This is a genomic window from Streptomyces europaeiscabiei, from assembly GCF_001550375.1.
Taxonomy (GTDB): Bacteria; Actinomycetota; Actinomycetes; order Streptomycetales; family Streptomycetaceae; genus Streptomyces; species Streptomyces europaeiscabiei.
The window spans coordinates 17,718-36,056 of record NZ_LRTR01000922.1 but is presented as its reverse complement, the minus strand read 5'-3'; the positions used below and the strand labels follow the sequence as shown (position 1 = coordinate 36,056).

19 protein-coding genes and 1 pseudogene are annotated in these 18,339 nt (G+C 69.2%); 9 read left to right on the top strand and 11 right to left on the bottom strand.

What is annotated here, in order from left to right; genetic code table 11:
- The first annotated feature begins 370 nt into the window (after positions 1–370).
- Positions 371–1,972: an acyl-CoA synthetase gene (locus tag AWZ10_RS46510; protein ID WP_079104739.1), complete on the top strand. Its 1,602-nt coding sequence runs from the start codon at positions 371–373 to the stop codon at positions 1,970–1,972.
- 52 nt (positions 1,973–2,024) lie between these two features.
- Here AWZ10_RS46510 and AWZ10_RS52150 read toward each other — a convergent pair whose 3' ends face one another.
- Together AWZ10_RS52150 and AWZ10_RS52145 are read right to left on the bottom strand one after the other, a co-directional pair.
- Complete coding sequence (locus AWZ10_RS52150) at positions 2,025–2,171, bottom strand: hypothetical protein (protein WP_159014987.1); 147 nt, start codon at positions 2,169–2,171, stop codon at positions 2,025–2,027.
- A 241-nt stretch (positions 2,172–2,412) separates the two neighbouring features.
- Entirely contained in the window at positions 2,413–2,589 is a 177-nt protein-coding gene (locus AWZ10_RS52145) for a hypothetical protein (protein ID WP_159058627.1), read from the bottom strand.
- 260 nt (positions 2,590–2,849) lie between these two features.
- Between AWZ10_RS52145 and AWZ10_RS46505 the strand changes: the two genes are divergently transcribed.
- The gene (locus AWZ10_RS46505; protein ID WP_199845783.1) at positions 2,850–3,653 is read left to right on the top strand and encodes a hypothetical protein; all 804 of its coding nucleotides are present in this window, start codon (positions 2,850–2,852) and stop codon (positions 3,651–3,653) included.
- A 284-nt stretch (positions 3,654–3,937) separates the two neighbouring features.
- Here AWZ10_RS46505 and AWZ10_RS46500 read toward each other — a convergent pair whose 3' ends face one another.
- The 3 genes from AWZ10_RS46500 to AWZ10_RS46490 all read right to left on the bottom strand — a co-directional run bounded on the left by AWZ10_RS46500 (position 3,938) and on the right by AWZ10_RS46490 (position 6,707).
- Entirely contained in the window at positions 3,938–4,330 is a 393-nt protein-coding gene (locus AWZ10_RS46500) for a hypothetical protein (RefSeq protein WP_046703594.1), read from the bottom strand.
- A 522-nt stretch (positions 4,331–4,852) separates the two neighbouring features.
- Entirely contained in the window at positions 4,853–5,827 is a 975-nt protein-coding gene (locus AWZ10_RS46495) for an NmrA family NAD(P)-binding protein (RefSeq protein ID WP_063809868.1), read from the bottom strand.
- A gap of 64 nt (positions 5,828–5,891) precedes the next feature.
- Positions 5,892–6,707 carry an oxidoreductase gene (locus tag AWZ10_RS46490; protein ID WP_167366061.1) on the bottom strand — a complete coding sequence of 272 codons (816 nt, stop codon included), beginning with the start codon at positions 6,705–6,707 and terminating at the stop codon, positions 5,892–5,894.
- A 93-nt stretch (positions 6,708–6,800) separates the two neighbouring features.
- Here AWZ10_RS46490 and AWZ10_RS46485 point away from each other — a divergent pair, with 93 nt between their 5' ends.
- On the top strand, positions 6,801–7,313 hold the full coding sequence (locus tag AWZ10_RS46485; protein ID WP_409000619.1) for a TetR/AcrR family transcriptional regulator: 513 nt from the start codon (positions 6,801–6,803) through the stop codon (positions 7,311–7,313).
- A gap of 25 nt (positions 7,314–7,338) precedes the next feature.
- On the opposite strand, the gene AWZ10_RS46480 is transcribed toward AWZ10_RS46485, so the two are convergent.
- From AWZ10_RS46480 to AWZ10_RS46470, 3 genes are all read right to left on the bottom strand, one after another.
- On the bottom strand, positions 7,339–7,908 hold the full coding sequence (locus tag AWZ10_RS46480) for a TetR/AcrR family transcriptional regulator (protein WP_060894274.1): 570 nt from the start codon (positions 7,906–7,908) through the stop codon (positions 7,339–7,341).
- A 201-nt stretch (positions 7,909–8,109) separates the two neighbouring features.
- The gene (locus AWZ10_RS46475; RefSeq protein ID WP_060894273.1) at positions 8,110–9,408 is read right to left on the bottom strand and encodes an SNG1 family protein; all 1,299 of its coding nucleotides are present in this window, start codon (positions 9,406–9,408) and stop codon (positions 8,110–8,112) included.
- A complete protein-coding gene (locus tag AWZ10_RS46470) occupies positions 9,405–10,538 on the bottom strand; it encodes a 4Fe-4S binding protein (RefSeq protein WP_060894272.1) in 1,134 nt (377 codons plus the stop codon). Before AWZ10_RS46470 ends, AWZ10_RS46475 begins: the two co-directional genes overlap by 4 nt.
- A gap of 119 nt (positions 10,539–10,657) precedes the next feature.
- Between AWZ10_RS46470 and AWZ10_RS46465 the strand changes: the two genes are divergently transcribed.
- Complete coding sequence (locus AWZ10_RS46465; RefSeq protein ID WP_046703588.1) at positions 10,658–11,008, top strand: MMPL family transporter; 351 nt, start codon at positions 10,658–10,660, stop codon at positions 11,006–11,008.
- 77 nt (positions 11,009–11,085) lie between these two features.
- Here AWZ10_RS46465 and AWZ10_RS46460 read toward each other — a convergent pair whose 3' ends face one another.
- Positions 11,086–11,727: a TetR/AcrR family transcriptional regulator gene (locus AWZ10_RS46460; RefSeq protein ID WP_046703587.1), complete on the bottom strand. Its 642-nt coding sequence runs from the start codon at positions 11,725–11,727 to the stop codon at positions 11,086–11,088.
- 152 nt (positions 11,728–11,879) lie between these two features.
- On the opposite strand from AWZ10_RS46460, the gene AWZ10_RS46455 reads away from it, so the two are divergent.
- The 5 genes from AWZ10_RS46455 (at position 11,880) to AWZ10_RS46435 (ending at position 17,010) form a co-directional block, all read left to right on the top strand.
- On the top strand, positions 11,880–12,791 hold the full coding sequence (locus tag AWZ10_RS46455) for an SDR family oxidoreductase (RefSeq protein ID WP_079104738.1): 912 nt from the start codon (positions 11,880–11,882) through the stop codon (positions 12,789–12,791).
- A gap of 4 nt (positions 12,792–12,795) precedes the next feature.
- Positions 12,796–13,956, top strand: coding sequence for an MBL fold metallo-hydrolase (locus AWZ10_RS46450; protein ID WP_079104737.1), 1,161 nt, complete (start codon positions 12,796–12,798; stop codon positions 13,954–13,956).
- Positions 13,953–14,891 carry an alpha/beta fold hydrolase gene (locus AWZ10_RS46445; RefSeq protein ID WP_060894271.1) on the top strand — a complete coding sequence of 313 codons (939 nt, stop codon included), beginning with the start codon at positions 13,953–13,955 and terminating at the stop codon, positions 14,889–14,891. The genes AWZ10_RS46450 and AWZ10_RS46445 overlap by 4 nt, the downstream gene beginning before the upstream one ends.
- 80 nt (positions 14,892–14,971) lie before the next feature.
- Complete coding sequence (locus AWZ10_RS46440; protein ID WP_060894270.1) at positions 14,972–15,883, top strand: metal-dependent hydrolase; 912 nt, start codon at positions 14,972–14,974, stop codon at positions 15,881–15,883.
- Between the two features lie 23 nt (positions 15,884–15,906).
- Positions 15,907–17,010 carry a PDR/VanB family oxidoreductase gene (locus tag AWZ10_RS46435; protein WP_060894269.1) on the top strand — a complete coding sequence of 368 codons (1,104 nt, stop codon included), beginning with the start codon at positions 15,907–15,909 and terminating at the stop codon, positions 17,008–17,010.
- A gap of 18 nt (positions 17,011–17,028) precedes the next feature.
- Here AWZ10_RS46435 and AWZ10_RS49810 read toward each other — a convergent pair.
- Positions 17,029–17,379, bottom strand: a pseudogene (locus AWZ10_RS49810) (IS1380 family transposase); the annotation flags it as partial.
- A 430-nt stretch (positions 17,380–17,809) separates the two neighbouring features.
- Positions 17,810–18,328 carry a nuclear transport factor 2 family protein gene (locus AWZ10_RS46430; protein WP_060894268.1) on the bottom strand — a complete coding sequence of 173 codons (519 nt, stop codon included), beginning with the start codon at positions 18,326–18,328 and terminating at the stop codon, positions 17,810–17,812.
- Positions 18,329–18,339 lie beyond the last annotated feature (11 nt).

Genomic DNA, 18,339 nt, shown 5'->3' with positions numbered 1-18,339 from the left:
CGGTCGGCACCAGCAGGAAGTCGGCCAGGCCGCCGTCGCGCCCGAGTCCGGCGCCGGGCCCGCTACGGGCCGCGTCCCGCGCGGCGCGTCGGTCGCAGCAATTCTCCGCATCGGCCGTGTAGTGCCCGCACGGCCCACAACGGCGTAGCCTGCGGCGGCATGAACACCGGCCTGCGCGGTGTCACCGGTTCCTGCGTACTGCTCGCCTCCCGTTTCCAGAGCGGTCCGATCACAGGGCACGCGATCGACGGCGACGGAGGCGTCGGCGAACGAAGGCTCGCCGGTGCCGCCGGAGGTGACCACTTCGACGCTCGATCTTTGACACTCGAACTCTGCCGCTCGAAACCTGTTGCTCGATGAGGAGCCGCTCGTGACCACACCTGAAGCGACGAGACCGCACCCACGTAACTCGGGCCTGCGGGTCGACCTCAACCCGGCCGCCGCCGTCGCGCGCAACGCCCGTTACCAGGGCGACTCCGTCGCCGTCCGCTACGCGGGCGGCGACCTCACCTACGCCGAACTCGACGACAGGGCCGCCCGTCTGGCCACCGTCCTGGCCGACGGCGGCATCGGGGACGGGGACCGGGTCGCCCACCTCGGCCTCAACAGCAGCTCGTTCCTCGTCACCCTGCTGGCCGCCCACCGGCTGGGTGCCGTTTTCGTCCCGGTCAACTTCCGCCTGGCAGAGGCCGAGTTGGAGGCCGTTCTCGTCCGCAGCGGTGCCACCGTCCTGGTCTGCGAGGAGGGGCACCGGAAGAGCGTCGACGAGGTACGCGACAGGACGGCTCTCGCGCGTTTCCTCCTGGTGGACGACGACTCCGAGGTGCCGACCGGTGGCGCGGCGGGCTGGGAGCCCTGGGCGCCCCTGCTGGCCGCGGCCGTACCCAGCTCCTGCGTCGCCGCCAAGTCCGCCGACGACCCGGCCGTCCTGATGTTCACCTCCGGCACGACCGGCACGCCCAAGGGCGTCGTCCTCACCCATGGCAACGTCTTCTGGAACGCGGTGAACGTCGAGCTCCGACTCGACACCCGCCGCGGCGATGTCACCTACGCCGCCGCTCCGCTGTTCCACATCGGCACCCTGAACAGCTTCGTGATCCGCACCCTGGTGCGCGGGGGCACGGTGGTCGTCAGGCGCGGGTTCGACCCGCGGACGTGTCTCGACGATCTGGTCACCCACCGGGTCAACTCCATGTTCGCCGTCCCCCAGATGTTCGCCGCCCTGGCGAGACAACCCGGCCTGTTCGACCAGGACCTGAGCCACCTGCGGTCGATCGTGGTCGCGGGCGCCCCGGTGCCGCCCGCTCTCATCGAGCTGTACGCCGGGCACGGCGTCCTGCTCCAGCAGGCCTGGGGCCTGACGGAGACCGCCCCGTTCGCCACTCATCTGCCCGTCGAACACACCCTGGCCAAGCTCGGCTCCGCCGGCATTCCCATGCCGTTCACCGAGGTCAGGGTCGTCGGCACGGTCACCAACGTGCCCCTGCAGCCGGGGGAGCCGGGGGAGATCGTCGTCCGAGGCCCCAACGTCACAGCCGGCTACTGGAACGATCCGGAGGCCAACCGGGCGGCCTTCGACGAGGAGGGCTGGTTCCACTCGGGCGACATCGGTCACCTCGACGAGGACGGCTGCCTGTACATCGTCGACCGGCTCAAGGACATGATCATCAGCGGCGGCGAGAACGTCTATCCGGCGGAGGTCGAGCGAGCGCTTGCCCCCATGCCGGGCGTGGTCGACGTCGCGGTCGTCGGCATCCCCGACGAGCAGTGGGGCGAGACTGTACAGGCCGTCATGAGCGTGGACGGCACGACGGACATCACCCTGGAGGCCGTCCACGCGTACGTGGAGGGGAAGCTGGCCCGCTACAAGCTGCCCGAACGCCTGACGATCGTGCCGACCGTCCCGAGGAACGCCTCCGGAAAGCTGGACAAGGCCGGTGTCCGGCGGCTCGTCGACGAGGGAAAGCACTGACCATGATCACGGTCCGGCCGGCTGACCGCTCCGCGACCGTCGGCGGGCCCCTTCACAGCACGCGGCTCAACAGGTGCTCTCGGCCGCTCAGTCGGTGTTCGAGCACCAGGACGACGTGCGCCGTGAGGGCCGCGTAGAAGACGGTTTGGGGCGTGATGTGGAGGACGAGCAGGTCGGCGCCCAGGAGCACCAGGGCCACGCCGGTGAACCGGGACGGCGAATGTGGCCGCGTACAAGGTGGTCTCGGCGCCGTGAGCGAGGCGTCGCTCCACAGCGGTGAGGGGCGGGGCCCACGGGGGCAGCGGCGTGGCCGCCCGCCGGACGATACGGGCGACACCGAGCAGGAGCACGGTGGCGCCCGGCACCACGTGCACGGTGAGGAGCGCGTCGTCACCGAAGGGCTCGTGCGCGCCCTCACCGGCCCTGCCACGGCCCCGTCCTCAGCCCGAGCCCGAGCCCGAGCCCGCACCACGTCCGCGGCCCCGCCCCTGGCCACTGTCGTCCACGTTGAGCAGGTATCCCATGGCGAACTGCACGGCGATGGCCACGAACACCACCCAGTGGAGCGTCTTCGCGACGAGCCCATAGCCGTGCGGACCGTTGAGCAGAGGGGACACATTCCTCCGAAGTTCCCCATGGCTGTGTTTCCCCCACCTCGACACGACACCGCGGCGGCGGCGCCTGCGCGGTCCCGCCGACTGGAGCGACACATCCCCCTTGGCCGAGATCACTATCGTGCCCACCGCACGGAGACCGTGCTCCGCCCGCGACAGCGTCCTCGGGGCCGGCGGGCAGCTGCATCATGCCGCCTGCAGAGATGGTCCGAGCAGTAGACTTGATCTTTATGAGTGCCACGTCACGACGAGTCCCTGGGGAAATGGCCCTGGGGCCGTTGATGCGCTGCTACGGGTATCGCTTCACTCGGGCCGGAACGGTCAAAGGAGCTGAGCCGTCTGGCGATCCCGCAGACGTTGCGGGAGCTCACGGCGCGGGGTGGCCGGTGCATGAGCGCGAACAGTGGGCTGCGCCTGAGATCGTCGAGCGTGCGGTCTCAGCGGCCGCGGTGCTGAACAGGGATACGGTGCTTCCGGCGTTCGTCGCCGGGTTGGGGTCCGCCCCGCGCGGGCGGCAGACGGTGATCTCCTACGGATGGGCGCGCTACCTCAGCACGGCACCGCGAGACGAAGACGGTGTCCCTGATTGCGGTTTGAAGCCGGTGTCCGAGGTCGACGTCACAGAAGTGCTGCTGCGTCTCGCACTCGGCTGGGCGTGGAACGAGATGCCGGAGCAGTATCTGCCGGACCTGGAAGCCGCCGCGGCAGAAGGGCTGCCTCGACCGGAAGAGGACGACCGCGAGCGGATGCGCGCGTTGCTCGGTCTCATCCGCTCAGCGCCGGCGGGGATGAGACCGAGCGAGTTGGAGAAGGAGGTCGCGCGGGCGAAGATCGTGCCCGGTACTGACAAGTATCAGCGGTACGGCATCCTCATCGGACTTGCCGAGATCGGGGTGCTTCCCAGCCCGGCCCTGCCGCCGATGTGGGACCGGTTCATCCCCACCGCCGAGAGGCACACCGCGTCCCGCAGGCTACGCGGCGCACCACGCTCGGACATCACGGTGCCACTCGCAGGATGGCGTGGAGGTGTCGACGAACAACGGGCCTCATGGCTGCTGGATGCTTGAGAGCAGCAGGACGTCGCACGGAACGTCGTGGGCACCACCAGGACGCCCGGCGTCGCGTCAGCGGCGGGCGTCCCTGGGCGCCAGCAGACTGGTGACCTCGGCACGAATGTTCGCCGGGTTTCCTCGTCGACTACGGTGACACGATGCAAGAAGCCACCGAGAAGCTTCAGGACCACTCGGGGCCCGGTGCGTTCGGGCTGGTCGGAGCCTTGATCGTCAGCAGGTGATCGTCCGTCAGCGGGCAATTCTGCCGACGCCCGGATCGTGCTCGTCTTCCGTGTGTCCTACCAGAGTGTGGACGGTCCCGCGACGACCCAGCCAGCGTCGGTTGGCTTGATCCAAAAGCCCAACGACACCTCGATTACCTGCGCGCGGTAGGTGACCTCGGCGTAGAAATGGCTGCCAGTGTGGCCCCAGTTGAAGTCCCCGAGATCGAGCTCGCAGAGCCAGGACAGGTCCCGCTCCCACGCATCGGCAGCAGGGCTGCAACTCGCCTCCTCCGCATCGGCGCTCGCTCCGACCGAGCCGGTCCACAGCGACTTGAGTACATGCAGGACTGATGAGTGATCGACGAGCTGTTCGGCCTCAGGGACCTTCCCAGCTCGGAGCAGGCTGAAGTAGCGGCAAACGACCGCTTCGACGTCGGTCTTGGCAGGGCGCTCCGTCCAGATCCTCACCGCGAGATCGTAAAGGAATTGGATGACGCCCCTGAGCGGTTTCACCCCGTGACCTGCAAGCAGGATGAAAGCAACTCACTGACTCCGGCTTGGCCGAGGACCGATCGTGTCGATCCACTGCCAGGGACTGGGGAGTTCTCATGTCGGCCATCTGGGCGTTGTTGATATCCGTCGCCGCTCTCGTATGGCGTCGCCTGGTCGTTGCTGCACCTGATCGAGACCAGCTCAGGACCACTGCCAGCCGTGACACGCCCGGGACCCGACGCCGACGACTGGCATCGCACGCTCTGGAAACGCTGGGGAAACCACGGACTCACCGACGAGGACTTGACGCGTCAGAACCCTTCGGTGTCCATGCGGTCACAGCAACTGGCCGGATGGGCGAGTGCGCCCGTGACGGGTGCGACTGCGGGAGGCCGCCTCGGCGCTGTTCGCCGAGCGCGCTTCGAGGCGGCTTCCACTCGTGTGCAGCTCGAGGACTCCGGTGTGGTGTTCTCGTTCTGGCCCGGACCGGTCAGCGGCTCAGGCAGCCGCCAGCTTCCGGATGCGCGGATGATTCTCCAACGCCCAGCGCACGGTCTTCGGCGCGCGTCCGAGGAGAGCTTCAAGTTGGTCGGTGGCGCCGCGGTAGCCCCCGCCGCCCATCAGTCGGGTCAGGGTCTTCAGGTGCTCCGCCGTGTGCGGGAACGCGGCCAGGGCGGTGTCGACGTAGGTCTCGTTCCACGTTTCCACGTCCTCGGGGACGTAGGTGACCGGGCGTCCCAGTACGGCCGCGTAGTCCTCGGCGAACCCGTGCATGTCCTTCAGTTCGGGGCCGTTGAGGTCGTAGGACTTCGAGATGTGCGGCACCGGGTCGGTCAGGATCTTCGCGCACAGCTCCGCCACGTCGTACCCCGCGATGGGCGCGAGTCGGTGGTCGCCGAAGGGCAGGCGCAGTTCACCCTTGCTCAGCGGCTCCAGTGCCAGCCAGGTCATCAGCGGGTTCTCGACGAACATGGCTCCCCGGATGTTGACGGTCGGGAGGCCGGACCAGTCCAGCACCTGCTCGGCGACCCAGTGGGCACGCTGCTGCGGCGACCAGTTGGCGATGAGTCCGCCGAGCCACGCGCGCCGTTCCTCCTCCGGCGCGGTCATCTTGTCGAACGTCATGAACGACTGCTCGTACTCGGAGATGTTGACGAACACCTCGATGTCGCCCTGGGCCCGCGCCGCCGCGGCCATCAGGCTGACGGCGTCGGTGTAGTACGGCGACAGGCTCATGCTGAAGTAGATGCGCCGGACGCCCTTCAGCGCGGCGGTCACGTCGGCGATGGTGAGCAGGTCACCGACGAAGACCTCGGCCCCTGCCTGGCGGAGCGAGTGGGCGCGTTCGTCGTCCTGGCGCACGAATGCCCGTACCGGGTGCCCTTGTTCAAGCAGCATGTCGACCATCGTCCGGCTCACACCACCGATCTCGCCGGCGGCACCGGTGATCAGGATGGGATTGCGCTCTGGCATCAAGGCGTCCTCTGTCTGGTGGGGGTGGGGCAACTGTTCGGAAAGCCCAGGCAGCGCCTGCGCGTCAGCCGGCCAGCTGGTTCATCTTGCGGATCTGCTTGTCGAAGACCCCGGCGGGAGCGAGGCGGCGCAGTACGCGTGCGCGTCCGGCCAGAGGGCCGGCGGTGTAGCGCGGCTTCGGCCTGGTGTCGGTCGCTGCCGCGACGACCGCCTTGGCGACGACGGCCGGGGCGGCGCCACCCCTGATCGCCTCCGTCATCACGCGGTCGACGGTCTGTCGCTGCTTCGCGTACGCATGAAGGGGGGTGTCGGGCTTCGCGCTGTTGGCCTCGAATCCGGTCCTGGTGTAGGCGGGTTCGACGATGAGCGCCCGGACGCCGTGGTCACGGACCTCGTGGTCCAGGGATTCGGTGTAGCCCTCGACCGCGTGCTTGGAGGCGGCGTAGGCGGCCATGTAGGGCTGGGGCAGGAACCCGAGCACGGACGAGATGTTGATGACGCGCCCGCGTCGTTGAGCACGCATGTGCGGCAGGACCTCGTTCACCATGCGCATGACCCCGAAGACGTTGGTGTCGAACATGGCCTGGGTCTGCGCGAGAGGGGTTTCCTCGGCAGCGCCCATCGAGCCGACGCCGGCGTTGTTGACCAGGACGTCGATCCGCCCGAACCGCTCGCTCACCTCCTGGACCGCTGCGGTGACCGAGGTGTCGCTGACCACGTCGAGGTCGAGGAACGTCACACCGCCGAGCGGGGTGACGCGGGAGGTGTCGCGGCTTGTGCCGACCACGTTGAATCCGGCGTCGACCAGGGCGAGCGCGGTTTCCTTCCCGATGCCGGATGACGCACCCGTCACGAGGGCCACCGGCCGATCTGTCGCCATCATGGACTCCCACACTCACTCGAAACCGATCAGTTTCCGCTACAGTAAACCGATCGGTTTCTGCATGCAAGTTCAAGCAGGGAGAATGACGTCATGAGCAGGACCGGTGCGCTGGAGAGGCGTGAGAGCGTCATCCGCGCGGCGATCACTGAGTTCGCGATCGCCGGCTACCACGGCACCATCACCGCGGCAATCGCCAAGCGGGTCGGCGTCACGCAGCCGTATCTCTTCCGGCTCTTTGCGGACAAGAAGACGATCTTCGTCGCCGTTTTGATGCGGAGTACGGAAGACGCCCGAGAGGGCGGCCGACGGTGTGGAGGGCGGCGAGCGGGTTCTTCAGGCCATCACGAACGCTTACGCGCAGCTGATCTCGACGCGCCCCGAAACGCTCCTGATGCAGATGCAGGGGTACGTCACCGTGGCGGCCGCCGAGGCGTAGGGCGTGACGTGATCGGGGAGGTCGTCCGGGCCGGCTGGATGAGGATCCGGGAAACCGTGCACCAGCCGCCGGGTGCTGATGCCGACAAGACCGCAAGCTTCTTCGCCTGCGGCATGCTCGGCAACACGCTTGCGGCCATCGGGCTTCCCTCGGCCATCGGGCGGTGAGGGAGTGTTCTGGGCGAGTGGTGCGTCAGCGCACCCCTGCCGCGCCGAGCAGGGTGGTCACCGTGGGAGCGACGAGCCCGGTCAGTTTGTCGGCCTGAATTCCCGCGCGGGCGCTTGCGCCGTCGAAGACCAGGATGAGCTGCCGGGCCAGCAGGTCGGGATCGCTCGCGCCGCCCTGTTCGGCCTCGGCACGGAAGAAGGCCGTCAGATTCGCTTTGATCTGATGGGCCACCCGGCTGGCGGGGTGGGTCTGATCCTTGAGCTCGATCTGCACGGCCAGGTACCGGCAGCCTCGGAAGTCGGGCGTCCCTGCCTGCGATTCCACCTGCGCGAAGACGTGCAGGATCCGCTCGCGGGGTGACCGGCCGTCGTCCGCCGGGGGCAGGAGGCTCGCCACGAAGGCGGCTGCACGCTCCTTCAGGCTCGCCGCAAGCAGTTCGTCCTTGCTCTCGAACAGTTGGTACATGGAGCGCTTGGACACCCCTGCCGCCTTGCACAGTGCCTCGACGCCGATGCCGACACCGTCCCGGTAGGTGAGCGTGGCCGCAGCCTCCAGTAGTCGCTCCCTGGGGCTTGGTTTCATTTCGGTGGTCATATCGCGAGGTTAACCTGAAGCGGACGAAATGAAAACCGATCGGTTTCTAGGGGGGTTCCGGGTAGAGGCATGGGCATGGGCTCGGCGACGGCCTGGGGTAAGACGTCACCGAGCCATGATGGTGTGCGCGTCTGTCGTCCCCGGCAGGGCGACACACACCGGGGCCACTCCGAGTAGTGGCCCGTCCTGGGTGACCTGCCGTTACGCCGGGACGGCGGTCTTCTCGGGCTTCGTCTCCGCCGGGATGCGGTGCAGTCCCTTGCGGTCGTACCACCCCAGTACGCCGAAGCCGAACAGGCCGGCCGCGACGAGGCCGACCGCCATCATGACCCAGCCCCGTGTCAGACCCGCGTCGCCCTGGGCGTCGTAGTAGAGGATCGAGCGGATGCCGCCGGTGATCTGCCGCAGGGGCTCGAACTCCGCGAGGAAGCGGTAGAAGCCGGGCAGCGCCTCGATCGGGGTGGTGGCGCCGGACGTGGGCACCGCCATCCCGATGAAGACCAGCGTGACCACCAGCATGCCGGGCGTGCCGAAGACCGCGAGGAGGGCGAGCGCACCGACCCCGGAGACGGCGATGGCGCACACCGAGTACAGCCACAGCAGCGGCAGGTGGGAGGCGTCCATGCCCATGAGGCCGATCGCGCCGGCCATGACCAGGGTGCCCATCAGCAGGGACAGGGCGGCCATGAGGGTGCTGCTGATGGTGAGCGTCTGGACCCGGGTCGCCCGGATCAGCGGGCGGTGCAGGCGCAGCGGGCCCATGTCGTTGTGGGTGTAGCCGAGGGCGTGGTCGACCTGGCCGCTGATGATGTTGGCGGAGAGCATGCCGACGACCACGAGGGTGAGTGCGTAGTAGAACGCCGTCATGCCCAGGCCGCTGTGTGAGTCGAGGGGGTGGCCGTCCTCGACCGTGACGGCGGCCGGGTCGGCGAGCAGGACGCGTGCCGCGGCGGGCAGCTTCGCCTGCGCGGGTCCGATCTGGGAGGCCAGTTCCCTGCCCACCTGGAGCGAGGCGTTCTCGGCCGCCTGGGTCGTCGCCGTTCGGGCCAGGCCGGAGCCCAGGCTGCCGGCGGACTGGTTGGTCAGCACCGTCAGTGTCGGGCGGGTCGGGGTCCCGGTGGGCGCGGCGCCGGTCAGTGCGGTGGTGGAGGAGGTGAAGTCGGCGGGCACGACGAGCGCGCCGAACAGCTTGCCCTTGCCGAGCTCGTCCTTCATCTCCTTCTCGTCCAGCACCTTCCAGTCGATCCTGTCCCCGCTCGCGGTCGACTTCTTGATCGACCCGGTGATCTGCGCCCCGAGGTTGACCTGCTCGCCGCCTACAGCGGCTCCCTTGTCGGCGTTGACCAGGCCGACGGGCAGGCTCTTCATGTGATCTACGGGATCGATGTTCGCGCCGACGTAGAACACGGCGAACAGCAGCGCGAGTACGCCTGTGATGACGCCGTTCGCGATCCACAGAGGCTTGGCGCGCAGGACACGGAAGGGGTGAGTGCCACTCATGACGTACGTGTCTCTCGGTCGGTGGACGCGGGGCGTTTCGCCGGAGGCTGCCAGCCGCCGGTGACTTCCCTGACGGGCTTGTGGGGGAAGCGGCGCCGGGCGTACTCCTGGGCGTGTGAGCCCGGCAGGACGTAGAGGGTTTCCTTCTTGTCCTGGAGGGGGCGCAGGACGGTGTCCATGAAGTTCTTGCGGTCGTCCAGATAGGGGCCCAGGACGTCCTCGCCGGCGGGGCAGACGGCGAGGCAGTAGCCGGACCTGTAGCCGGGGGGTGAGGACAGGCTCTGCCACATGGAGGCGCTCTCGGAGCCGGTGACCCGGGAGCGGTAGTCGGCGGCGTCCTCGCTGTCCGCCACGGTCTGCGCCCAGTCGGTGAACCCGCTCATGAACTCGCGGTAGTTGTGCGTGGTGCAGGCCAGCCCGTCGAACGAGCCGTCCTTGGCGATGGCACCGACCGGACAGGCGGCGACGCACAACCTGCAGTCGATGCAGGGGCTGTAGTCCAGCGCCTGCCCGTACTCGCTCACCTCCGCGTCCACCAGGACGGTGGCCAGCAGAACGAAGCTGCCGAACTTTGGATGGATGACGTTGCGGTGCAGGCCCATCACACCGAGCCCGGCGGCCACCGCGACCGTCTTGTGCGCCACGACCCAGATCCGCCCGGGGAAGCGGTCCATCTCCTGGGGGAAGGCGACCGACGGATTGAGCGCGCGGTGACCGGCGTCCTGGAGGGCCCGGGTGACGCTGCGGGCGGCGTGGTTGGCCTGTTCGTCGGTCTGGTGGAACTCCTGGTTGGCCACGCTGCGGGCCGGGGTGCGGCAGTTGTCGCGGTTCAGCCGGAACGCCATCGCGATCAGGGTGCGGGTGCCGGGCAGCGCGGACTGAGCGTGCTCGCGCTCGCCGACCAGGTCGGGGTGGTCCAGGCTGACCGCGGCGGCGTCGTCCGCACCGGCCGCCAGGCACAGCTCGCGCAGCCATTCCGCGTCGATCACCGTCGGCGGGCTCACCGTGTCACCGGTCCCGCGCCGGGCGAGTACGGCCTGTACCGAGGGGTGGGCGGCCAGCTTCGCCGGAAGCCTGGGAGTCGGGGCGGGGACCGTCGGTTGCCCCTCGGCGTCGCGCGCGGCAGTCATCCGTACTCCTGGGGACTCGGGTTCGGGACTCGCCCTCACAGCGAGAAACCGATCAGTTTCGTCACTGTAAACTGATCGGTTTCCGCGCGCAAGCCCGATTCGAGGAGTGCGTGTCCCGGATGCGGGAGCAGTACGACAAGCAGGGCGACAGCACGGAAGCCGTGGCGACGGGGCTGCAGTCCATCGGCCGCCTGGTCGTGAGCGCGGCGTTGCTGATGTGCGTGCCGCTCGCGGCGATCGGGATGAGCGAGGTGCTGACCATCAAGCTCTTCGGCGTCGGCATGGTGTTCGCGGTCCTGACGGACGTGCTGGTGGTGCGCATCCTGCTGGGAACGGCCGTCATGAGACTGCTGGGCAGAGCGGCCTGGTGGGCTCCGGCCCCGCTGGCCCGCTTCTACGACCGGTTCGGTATCAAGGAGGCCGACATGCCGACGGAGACCGACAAGCGGGTCCCCGTCACTGTGGGCTGAACCCTGCGAGAGGAAGGTAACGGCCCTGGGTCGCCGTCCGGTGCGGAAAGCTCCTTAAGGGATGCGGGCCCGTGTGATCAGGGCTGATCGCTGATTGCTCGGTAGGCCGCGATGAACAGGGTGTGGCACAGGTCGATCAGTTCTTCGACGGTGGCGTTCTGGTGGCCGAGTGTCCAGTCCACGAGGAGTTCGTTGACTCCGCCGACCAGGCTCATCGCGGTCATGGTGAGCCGGCTGGAGGAGGCTTCCGGGCCAGGGGGCGGTCCGACGACGGCGGCGACCATGGCGGCGAATTCGTGCAGGACCTCACGGCGGCGCACTTCGAGGCGGGGGCTGGCGCCCACGACCTCGATGAGCACCAGGCGGGCCTTGCGGGCGTCGCCGGCCAGTGTGCGGATGAACACCTCGAGGCCGGCACGCAGTTGGGCGTCGACATCGGGTGCGGCAGCGGCGGCGGCCTGCGCGGTTTCGGCGCTGATCGTGGCGATCAGCTCGTTGTAGACCCCGGCGAGAAGGTCTTCGCGGTCGCGGAACGACTCGTAGAAGTAGCGCTCGGTCAGTCCGGCATGCGAGCAGACCTGCTTGACGGAGACCGAGGCGTATCCGGCCGTGCCGAACAGGTCGAGGCCGGCCTGGACGAGGCGGGTGCGGCGCTCCTGCTGTCGTTGCGCCGCGTCGCGTCCGCCGTAGCGACGCCCGGCGGTCTGTGTGCCGGTCATTTTTCCCCTTCGCAGAGGTGTTGACACCGGTGTGCTCCGAACTGACACTCTAGCTTGTCAGTTCATCTGACATGGTCTCGTGTCAGAAATGCGTGGGGGCCGCCTGCCGCTCGGCGGTCCGCTCGTGCTCAGGGCAAGGAAGGGGCTCGACCGTGGCAGCACCGCCCAAATCCCCGTACACGTTCAGCCGGAGAGACCGCGACAGGCTCTCCGGCACACAACCGCTGACCGGCCGGGTGATCGCGGTCACCGGGGCGGGCCGCGGCATCGGGCGTGCTGTCGCAGCCCGGCTCGCCGCGGCCGGAGCCGCCGTGGCGATCGGCGATCTCGACGCGGAGCTCGCCAGGGAGACGGCCGGCGCCATCTGCGCGCGTCCCGGTGGCCGACTGCTCGGGCTGTCTCTCGACGTCACCGACACACCCTCCTTCGAAGACTTCCTGCGCACCGTCGAGACCGAGCTGGGGCCGATCGACGTACTGATCAACAACGCCGGAATCATGTGGGTGGGCCCCTTCGAGGAGGAACCGGAGGAAGCCGCCCTGCGCCAGTTCGACGTCAACGTCCACGGCGTACTGCGCGGGATGAAACTCGTGATCCCGCGCATGTGGAAACGCGGTCGCGGCCACGTGGTGAACATCGCCTCCGCCGCCAGCAAGGTCGCCCCGGCCGGCGAGGCGACCTACGCGGCGACGAAGCACGCCCTCCACGGCTACAGCACAGCCGTCCGCGCCGAACTGCGCGGCACCGGCGTGCACGTGTCCCTGGTGATGCCCGGCGTCGTGGAGACCGAGCTGGCCGTGGGCACCGCGACCGGCCCCACCCGACGCCTGACGACGGATCAGGTGGCCGACGCGGTGCTCGACATCGTGCTGCGCCCGCGGTTCGAGGTCTTCGTTCCACGCCGGATAGCCGCCCTGACCCGGTTGGACGCGCTGCTGCCGGGCCGTGCCCGCGACGCCCTGCATCACCTCCTTGTCCCCGATCAGCTCGCCGCCCTGTCCGACCGGTCGGTCCGCGCGGCCTACGAGCAGCGCACCCGGACCGTCCGCCTGCCCGAAGGATGAGCCCGTGACCACCACGCCCAAGCCGGTGCCCAGTGCGAAGAATGCCCAGGACATGGCTCAGGACAAGCTCCAGGACGCCGCCGCTCCGCGTCCCATCCCCGAATTCGAGGGTGTCCACGACGTATGGCCCCGCGGCGACCGGCTGCGCGCCGTGCGCGGCGCCGCGGCCACCTACCGTGAGCGGTTCGTCCGGCAGGGCCGCATCCACGCCGTCCGCAGTTTCGACATCGCCGCCGCCCCGTACCCGACCCGGTTCGGCTTCCACGGCGCCGCGCTCGCCGTCAACCCGTTGGTGAGCATCGTCAACCGGATGCTCGTCGTGCAGTTCGACGGCTTCGACGGTGAGCCGAAAACACTGGTGTGGGAGCCGACCGTCGCCGCCGGAACGGCTCAAGCGCCGTTCTACTCCCAGCTCAAGCGGCTGGCGGGGGACTTTCTCACCGACCACGTGTTCGCCCGCTTCTACCAGGACCCGAACACCGTCCTGCCCTCCTGCGGTCTGCGGCCCGAGGACGTGGACTTCGTCAGCTTCGACCATCTGCACGTCCAGGACGTGCGCATGATCATGGGAAGTACCAGCACCATTCCCGGCGAACGGGCGCCCCGCGAAGCCCTGTTCCCACGCGCCCGGCTGCTGGTGCACCGCAGGGAGCTGGGCACCTTCGAATCGACGCATCCGATGCAGTGGGCCTGGTACGTCGACGGAGGCATGGACGGCGTACCGGCCGAGCGCGTCACCGCCTTCGACGCCGATGTCGAACTCGGCGTCGGCGTCAGCCTGCTGTGGACCCCCGGCCACACGGACGGCAACCACTCCCTGGTGCTGAACACCCCCGACGGGGTGTGGGTCTCCTCCGAGAACGGCATCTCGGCCGACAACTGGCAGCCCGAGCTCTCCCGCATCCCCGGGGTACGCCGCCACGCCGCGTTCTACGGCCATGAGGTGGTGCCCAACGCCAACACCCTGGAGGACTCCCTCGACCAGTACGACTCCATGGTCAAGGAGAAGACCCTCGCCGACCCCAGCCGGCGCGATCCGCGCTGGCTGCAGATCCTGCCCTCCTCCGAGCTGGCCCCCTTCAAGCGGCACTGGCCGGTGCTGCCCAGCTTCCTCCACGGCGGCCTGAACTACGGCGAGTTGACCCCTTCCGGTGGTGGCCGGTGACCGGCCCGGCCGCCCGCCGAATCGCCGTGGACGGCGCGGACGGCGTGGAGTTGGCCGCCTACCAATGGGGAGCGTCCACGGCTCCTCCGGTGGTGCTGGTCCACGGCTATCCGGACACCAGCGACGTGTGGCGCCCGGTCGCCGAGCGACTGGCCGACCGCTTCCACGTCACCGCCTTCGACGTGCGGGGAGCCGGTGCCTCTTACCGGCCCAGAGGTCTGCGCGCCTACCGGATGTCCCGTCTGGAAGCCGACCTGGAGGCGGTGCTCGACGCAGTGAGCCCCGACCGCCCGGTGCACCTGGTCGGACACGACTGGGGATCGATCCACTCCTGGGAGTCCGTCACCGGCACCCGCCTGGCCGGGCGTATCGCCTCGTTCACCTCCATCTCCGGACCCTGTCTGGACCACGTCGGCCACCTGATCCGGGCGCGACTCCGACCGGGGCACCCGGATCTGCCGAAGATGCTGCGGCAGGCCGCACGGTCCTGGTACATCGCCTACTTCCATGTCCCGCTCCTGCCCTCCCTGACCTGGCGAGCGCTGGGACACCGCTGGCGCGCCTTCCTCACCGGCTCCCAAGGTGTGCCCGGGCACACCTCCTACCCCGCGTCGACGCTGGCCCGCGACGCCGTGTCCGGCACCGCGCTGTACCGCGCCAACATGCTGCCCCGCCTGCTGCGCCCCCGGGACCGGCGGACCACCGTCCCGGTCCAACTCATCATCCCCACGCGCGACTTCTGCGTGACCCCGGTGCTGTCGTACGGAGTGGAGCACTGGACGGGCCGGATACAGCGGCGCCCGATCGAAGCCGGGCACTGGGTACAGCTCAGCCATCCCGAGGAGATCGCGTCCCGGATCGCGGAATTCGCCGACCGCGTCGAGGAGGGCTCCCGCCGCACTCACACTCCGGACCACACCGCGCACCCGATCTGACGGACCGGCAGTACTGGACGACTGCCTGACCGTCTCTTCCCACACCCCGATCGCGATCACCGACGGAGGAGGAACCTGCCATGTTCCGAGCCGCACATACCCATCCGGAGCGTCCGTCCGAGCCCCTCGACCACCACGACCTGGTGCTGCAACCCCGGGACGTCACCTTCGACTGGAGCGCCACCCCGCTGCACTGGGTGCCGGGTGAGCCCTTCGCGACCCACACCTTCGACGTGCTCCACCTCATGCTCCCCGAGCTCGAACGCTGGTTCGTGCGCACCTTCGAGCAGGCACTGCCACTGATCACCGACGACCGGCTGCGCGAGGACGTACGTGGCTTCATCGGCCAGGAAGCGATGCACGCCGAGGCGCACCAGGAGGTCCTGGAGCACCTGCTCGCCAAGGGGCTGGACCCGACTCCGTACACCCTGCAGTCCGAATGGATCTTCCGAAGGGTGCTCGGAGACAGGCCGGAGCTGACGCCGGCCGCCGCACACGCGCACCTCCTCCAACGGCTCGCCCTCATAGCGGCCTTCGAGCACTTCACCGCGTACATGGGCCACTGGATTCTCAGCAACGGGGACCTGGACCACACCGGCGTGGACCCCGCGATGCTCGATCTGTTCCGCTGGCACGGCGCGGAGGAGGTCGAACACCGTTCGGTCGCGTTCGACCTGCTGGTGCACCTCGATCCCCGGTACCGGCGCCGAGTGGTCGGCATGCTCGTCACCGCTCCGGTGCTGACCCGGCTGTGGATCCGCGGAGTCCGCTTCCTGATGAGCGCGGACCCCGAACTCGACGACCGGGTCGAGGTCCGCTTCCGCGACTACCTGGCCGCGGCCCGCAAGGACCTGTTGCCCCCGCCGGGCGCGTTCGCCCGCTCGGTGCTGCGCTACTTCCGCCCCGGCTACCACCCGACCCAGGAGGGCTCGACCCAGCTGGCGGTCGCCTACCTGGCGGTGTCTCCTGCTGCCCGAGCGGCCGCCCGATGACCCGGCAAGCTGTGAGGCATCCCATGGACATCGACACACCCGTCACCCGGCCGCCGGACCTGTACGGCAGGCCGCGCGGCGACTCCTTCATGCAGAACCTGGCGGCTTTCAGCGACCACGCGGTCACGCGCCTGGCGCGGCGCAGCAAGCCCCCTGGGCGCCTGCCGGCCACCGGGATGCCCGTGATCCGGGAACTGGTGGTCGCCGCCAAGCACCAAGAGGCCGAGGATGTCGTCTCCCTGCGGTTGGCAGCGTCTGACGGGGGAGTACTCCCGCCCTGGCAGCCCGGCGCCCACATCGAGCTGCACCTGCCCTCGGGCCGCAGACGTCAGTACTCCCTGTGCGGCGACCCCGCCGACCGGTACCGGTACCGCATCGCGGTACGCCGCGTCGCCGACGGCAGAGGCGGCTCGGCCGAGGTGCACGACGTCCTCGGAGACGGTGTGCGGGTCGCCGTCACCGGGCGGCCCCGGAACGCCTTTCCCTTCGCCGCCGAGGCATCCGTCCTGCTCGTCGCGGGCGGCATCGGAATCACCCCGATCCTGCCGATGGCTCGGGAAGCAGCCCGGCGCGGGCTGGACTGGAGGCTCGTGCACACCGGCCGCAGCCGCGGCTCGATGCCCTTCGCGGCAGAGCTGGCCGAACTCGCGGCCGCAGCCCCTGGCCGGGTATCCGTCCGCCCTGATGACGAGTCCGGCGTGCCCGAAGCAGCCGATCTGCTGAGCTCGATCCCGGCGGCGGGTGCGGTGTACTGCTGCGGGCCCGCGCCCATGCTCGACGGCGTTCGGCGCGCGTTCGGTGACAGCCGCGCGTCCGCCCTGCACTTCGAGCGTTTCGCCCCGCCCCCGATCACGGACGGCCGTCCCTTCGAACTCCAACTGGGCGACACCGGACGGGTTCTGCCGGTGCCGTACGACCGCTCGGCCCTGGACGTTCTCCACGAGGCCCTGCCGGACCTGTCGTTCTCCTGCCGTCAGGGGTTCTGCGGCACCTGCCGGGTACGGGTGGCCCAGGGCCGTGTCGATCACCGTGACCGTCGGCTCACCGCCACCGAACGTGCGGCCGGTGCCATGCTGCCCTGCGTCTCGCGTGCACCGGAAGGAGAGCGGCTGGTGCTGGAGGTGTGAGCCGGCCAAGTGCCCGTCAATCCGGTCCTCGGCCCGGGCCCGCAACCGGTGACGGAGCTCCAACTCGGCGATCGGCCGGGCAGGGGTGTCGGTCGCGAAGTAGGTGATCCGAATGCCGTCCGCGTCTGTGAACCTCAACTGGGCGCCAGGGCAGGTCCGTTCCTTTCGGATGATCAGTCGCGTGCCCTTGCGTCGGCCGTCCAGGAGCTTGCCGGTGAGCTCGGCGACCCAGGCCCCGTCACGGACCTCACCGTCGGTCTCGACGGCCGGGGCCACGGCTGAGGCGGGGACCTTCAGCACGTGTTCGTGGATCGCTTCGGTGATCACCATGCCGACCGAGTAGGACAGCCATCGTCCTCGCCTGGCGAGCCTTCTGGATCCACTTCTTGGAGGGGCGGTCAGCCAAGACCTCCCCTGACGCGCCATCAGCCGACCACACTCCGGGAGATGCCTCCTGACCAGGCCGGATAGCGGAAACGCTGCTGGAGCACCAACGGGACCGCTGAGCCTCCAACGGAGTCCGCGCTTGCCGGAGGCGTCCTTCGCCAGCCGACGACTCGTCAGCTGGCTCATCCTGCTCCGTAGCGATGCGGGTCCTAAGGCTTGAGCACCGCCAGTACATCGTCGAGCGAAACGTCGGCGGGGTCACTCATATCGGTCATGGCGAGCCGGAGCCCACCTGGACGGCGAGTACCTCCCGCATTCCTGCGACCCGAAGCTGTCCGCCGAGGCATCGCCTGCGGCTACCGCCAATTCCTGGAAGGGGAACGGGGCCAAACGGCCGGTGGACCTGGTGCTCTCAGGTCCGCGGGGCTGTCGGCCGGGTCAGCGGGACCAAGCGGCGGTCCCCGAAGGTGACCATGGCGTGCACGGGCGCGGCGCTGGCGCGCATGAGCGCCGCGACGCCCCGGCGGCCCTGCCTGCGGGCGAGCTCCGACCCCGCACTGATCATCAGGGCGGTGAGGGCCGGCATCGGACGCCCGAAGAGCGTGATCTGCTGGATGCGTGCCTCGTCGTCGAGCCGCAGCAGTTGCGCTTCCTCGAATGACTGGGATCCCACCCTCGCCCGGTAGAACAGTGCGTACGCGTCGCCCTCGCCGGTCTGGGTGTGGAAGCGGATGTCCTCGACCGCCGTGAACGCCGAGGTCAGGAAATCGCGCAGCTGGGCCGGTCCCTCGAAGCGGAACTGCTCGGTGAGCGGCGAGCTGAGCACGACGTCCCGGCTCAGGCACGCGGCCGCGGCGTCGACGTCACCGCGTTCTGAGGCGGCGCGCCAGCTCGCGACGGTTGCGGCGGCGGAGTGCGGGGTCTCGGACATGGGTCTCTCCC

What these genes read in the sequence shown, in the direction of transcription:
- AWZ10_RS46505 (WP_199845783.1), top strand. Translation starts at nt 2,850, where the DNA reads ATGGCCCTGGGGCCGTTGATGCGCTGCTACGGGTATCGCTTCACTCGG.
- AWZ10_RS46495 (WP_063809868.1), bottom strand. Translation starts at nt 5,827, where the DNA reads ATGCCAGAGCGCAATCCCATCCTGATCACCGGTGCCGCCGGCGAGATC.
- AWZ10_RS46490 (WP_167366061.1), bottom strand. Translation starts at nt 6,707, where the DNA reads ATGGCGACAGATCGGCCGGTGGCCCTCGTGACGGGTGCGTCATCCGGC.
- AWZ10_RS46485 (WP_409000619.1), top strand. Translation starts at nt 6,801, where the DNA reads ATGAGCAGGACCGGTGCGCTGGAGAGGCGTGAGAGCGTCATCCGCGCG.
- AWZ10_RS46480 (WP_060894274.1), bottom strand. Translation starts at nt 7,908, where the DNA reads ATGACCACCGAAATGAAACCAAGCCCCAGGGAGCGACTACTGGAGGCT.
- AWZ10_RS46475 (WP_060894273.1), bottom strand. Translation starts at nt 9,408, where the DNA reads ATGAGTGGCACTCACCCCTTCCGTGTCCTGCGCGCCAAGCCTCTGTGG.
- AWZ10_RS46470 (WP_060894272.1), bottom strand. Translation starts at nt 10,538, where the DNA reads ATGACTGCCGCGCGCGACGCCGAGGGGCAACCGACGGTCCCCGCCCCG.
- AWZ10_RS46465 (WP_046703588.1), top strand. Translation starts at nt 10,658, where the DNA reads ATGCGGGAGCAGTACGACAAGCAGGGCGACAGCACGGAAGCCGTGGCG.
- AWZ10_RS46460 (WP_046703587.1), bottom strand. Translation starts at nt 11,727, where the DNA reads ATGACCGGCACACAGACCGCCGGGCGTCGCTACGGCGGACGCGACGCG.
- AWZ10_RS46440 (WP_060894270.1), top strand. Translation starts at nt 14,972, where the DNA reads ATGTTCCGAGCCGCACATACCCATCCGGAGCGTCCGTCCGAGCCCCTC.
- AWZ10_RS46435 (WP_060894269.1), top strand. Translation starts at nt 15,907, where the DNA reads ATGGACATCGACACACCCGTCACCCGGCCGCCGGACCTGTACGGCAGG.
- AWZ10_RS46430 (WP_060894268.1), bottom strand. Translation starts at nt 18,328, where the DNA reads ATGTCCGAGACCCCGCACTCCGCCGCCGCAACCGTCGCGAGCTGGCGC.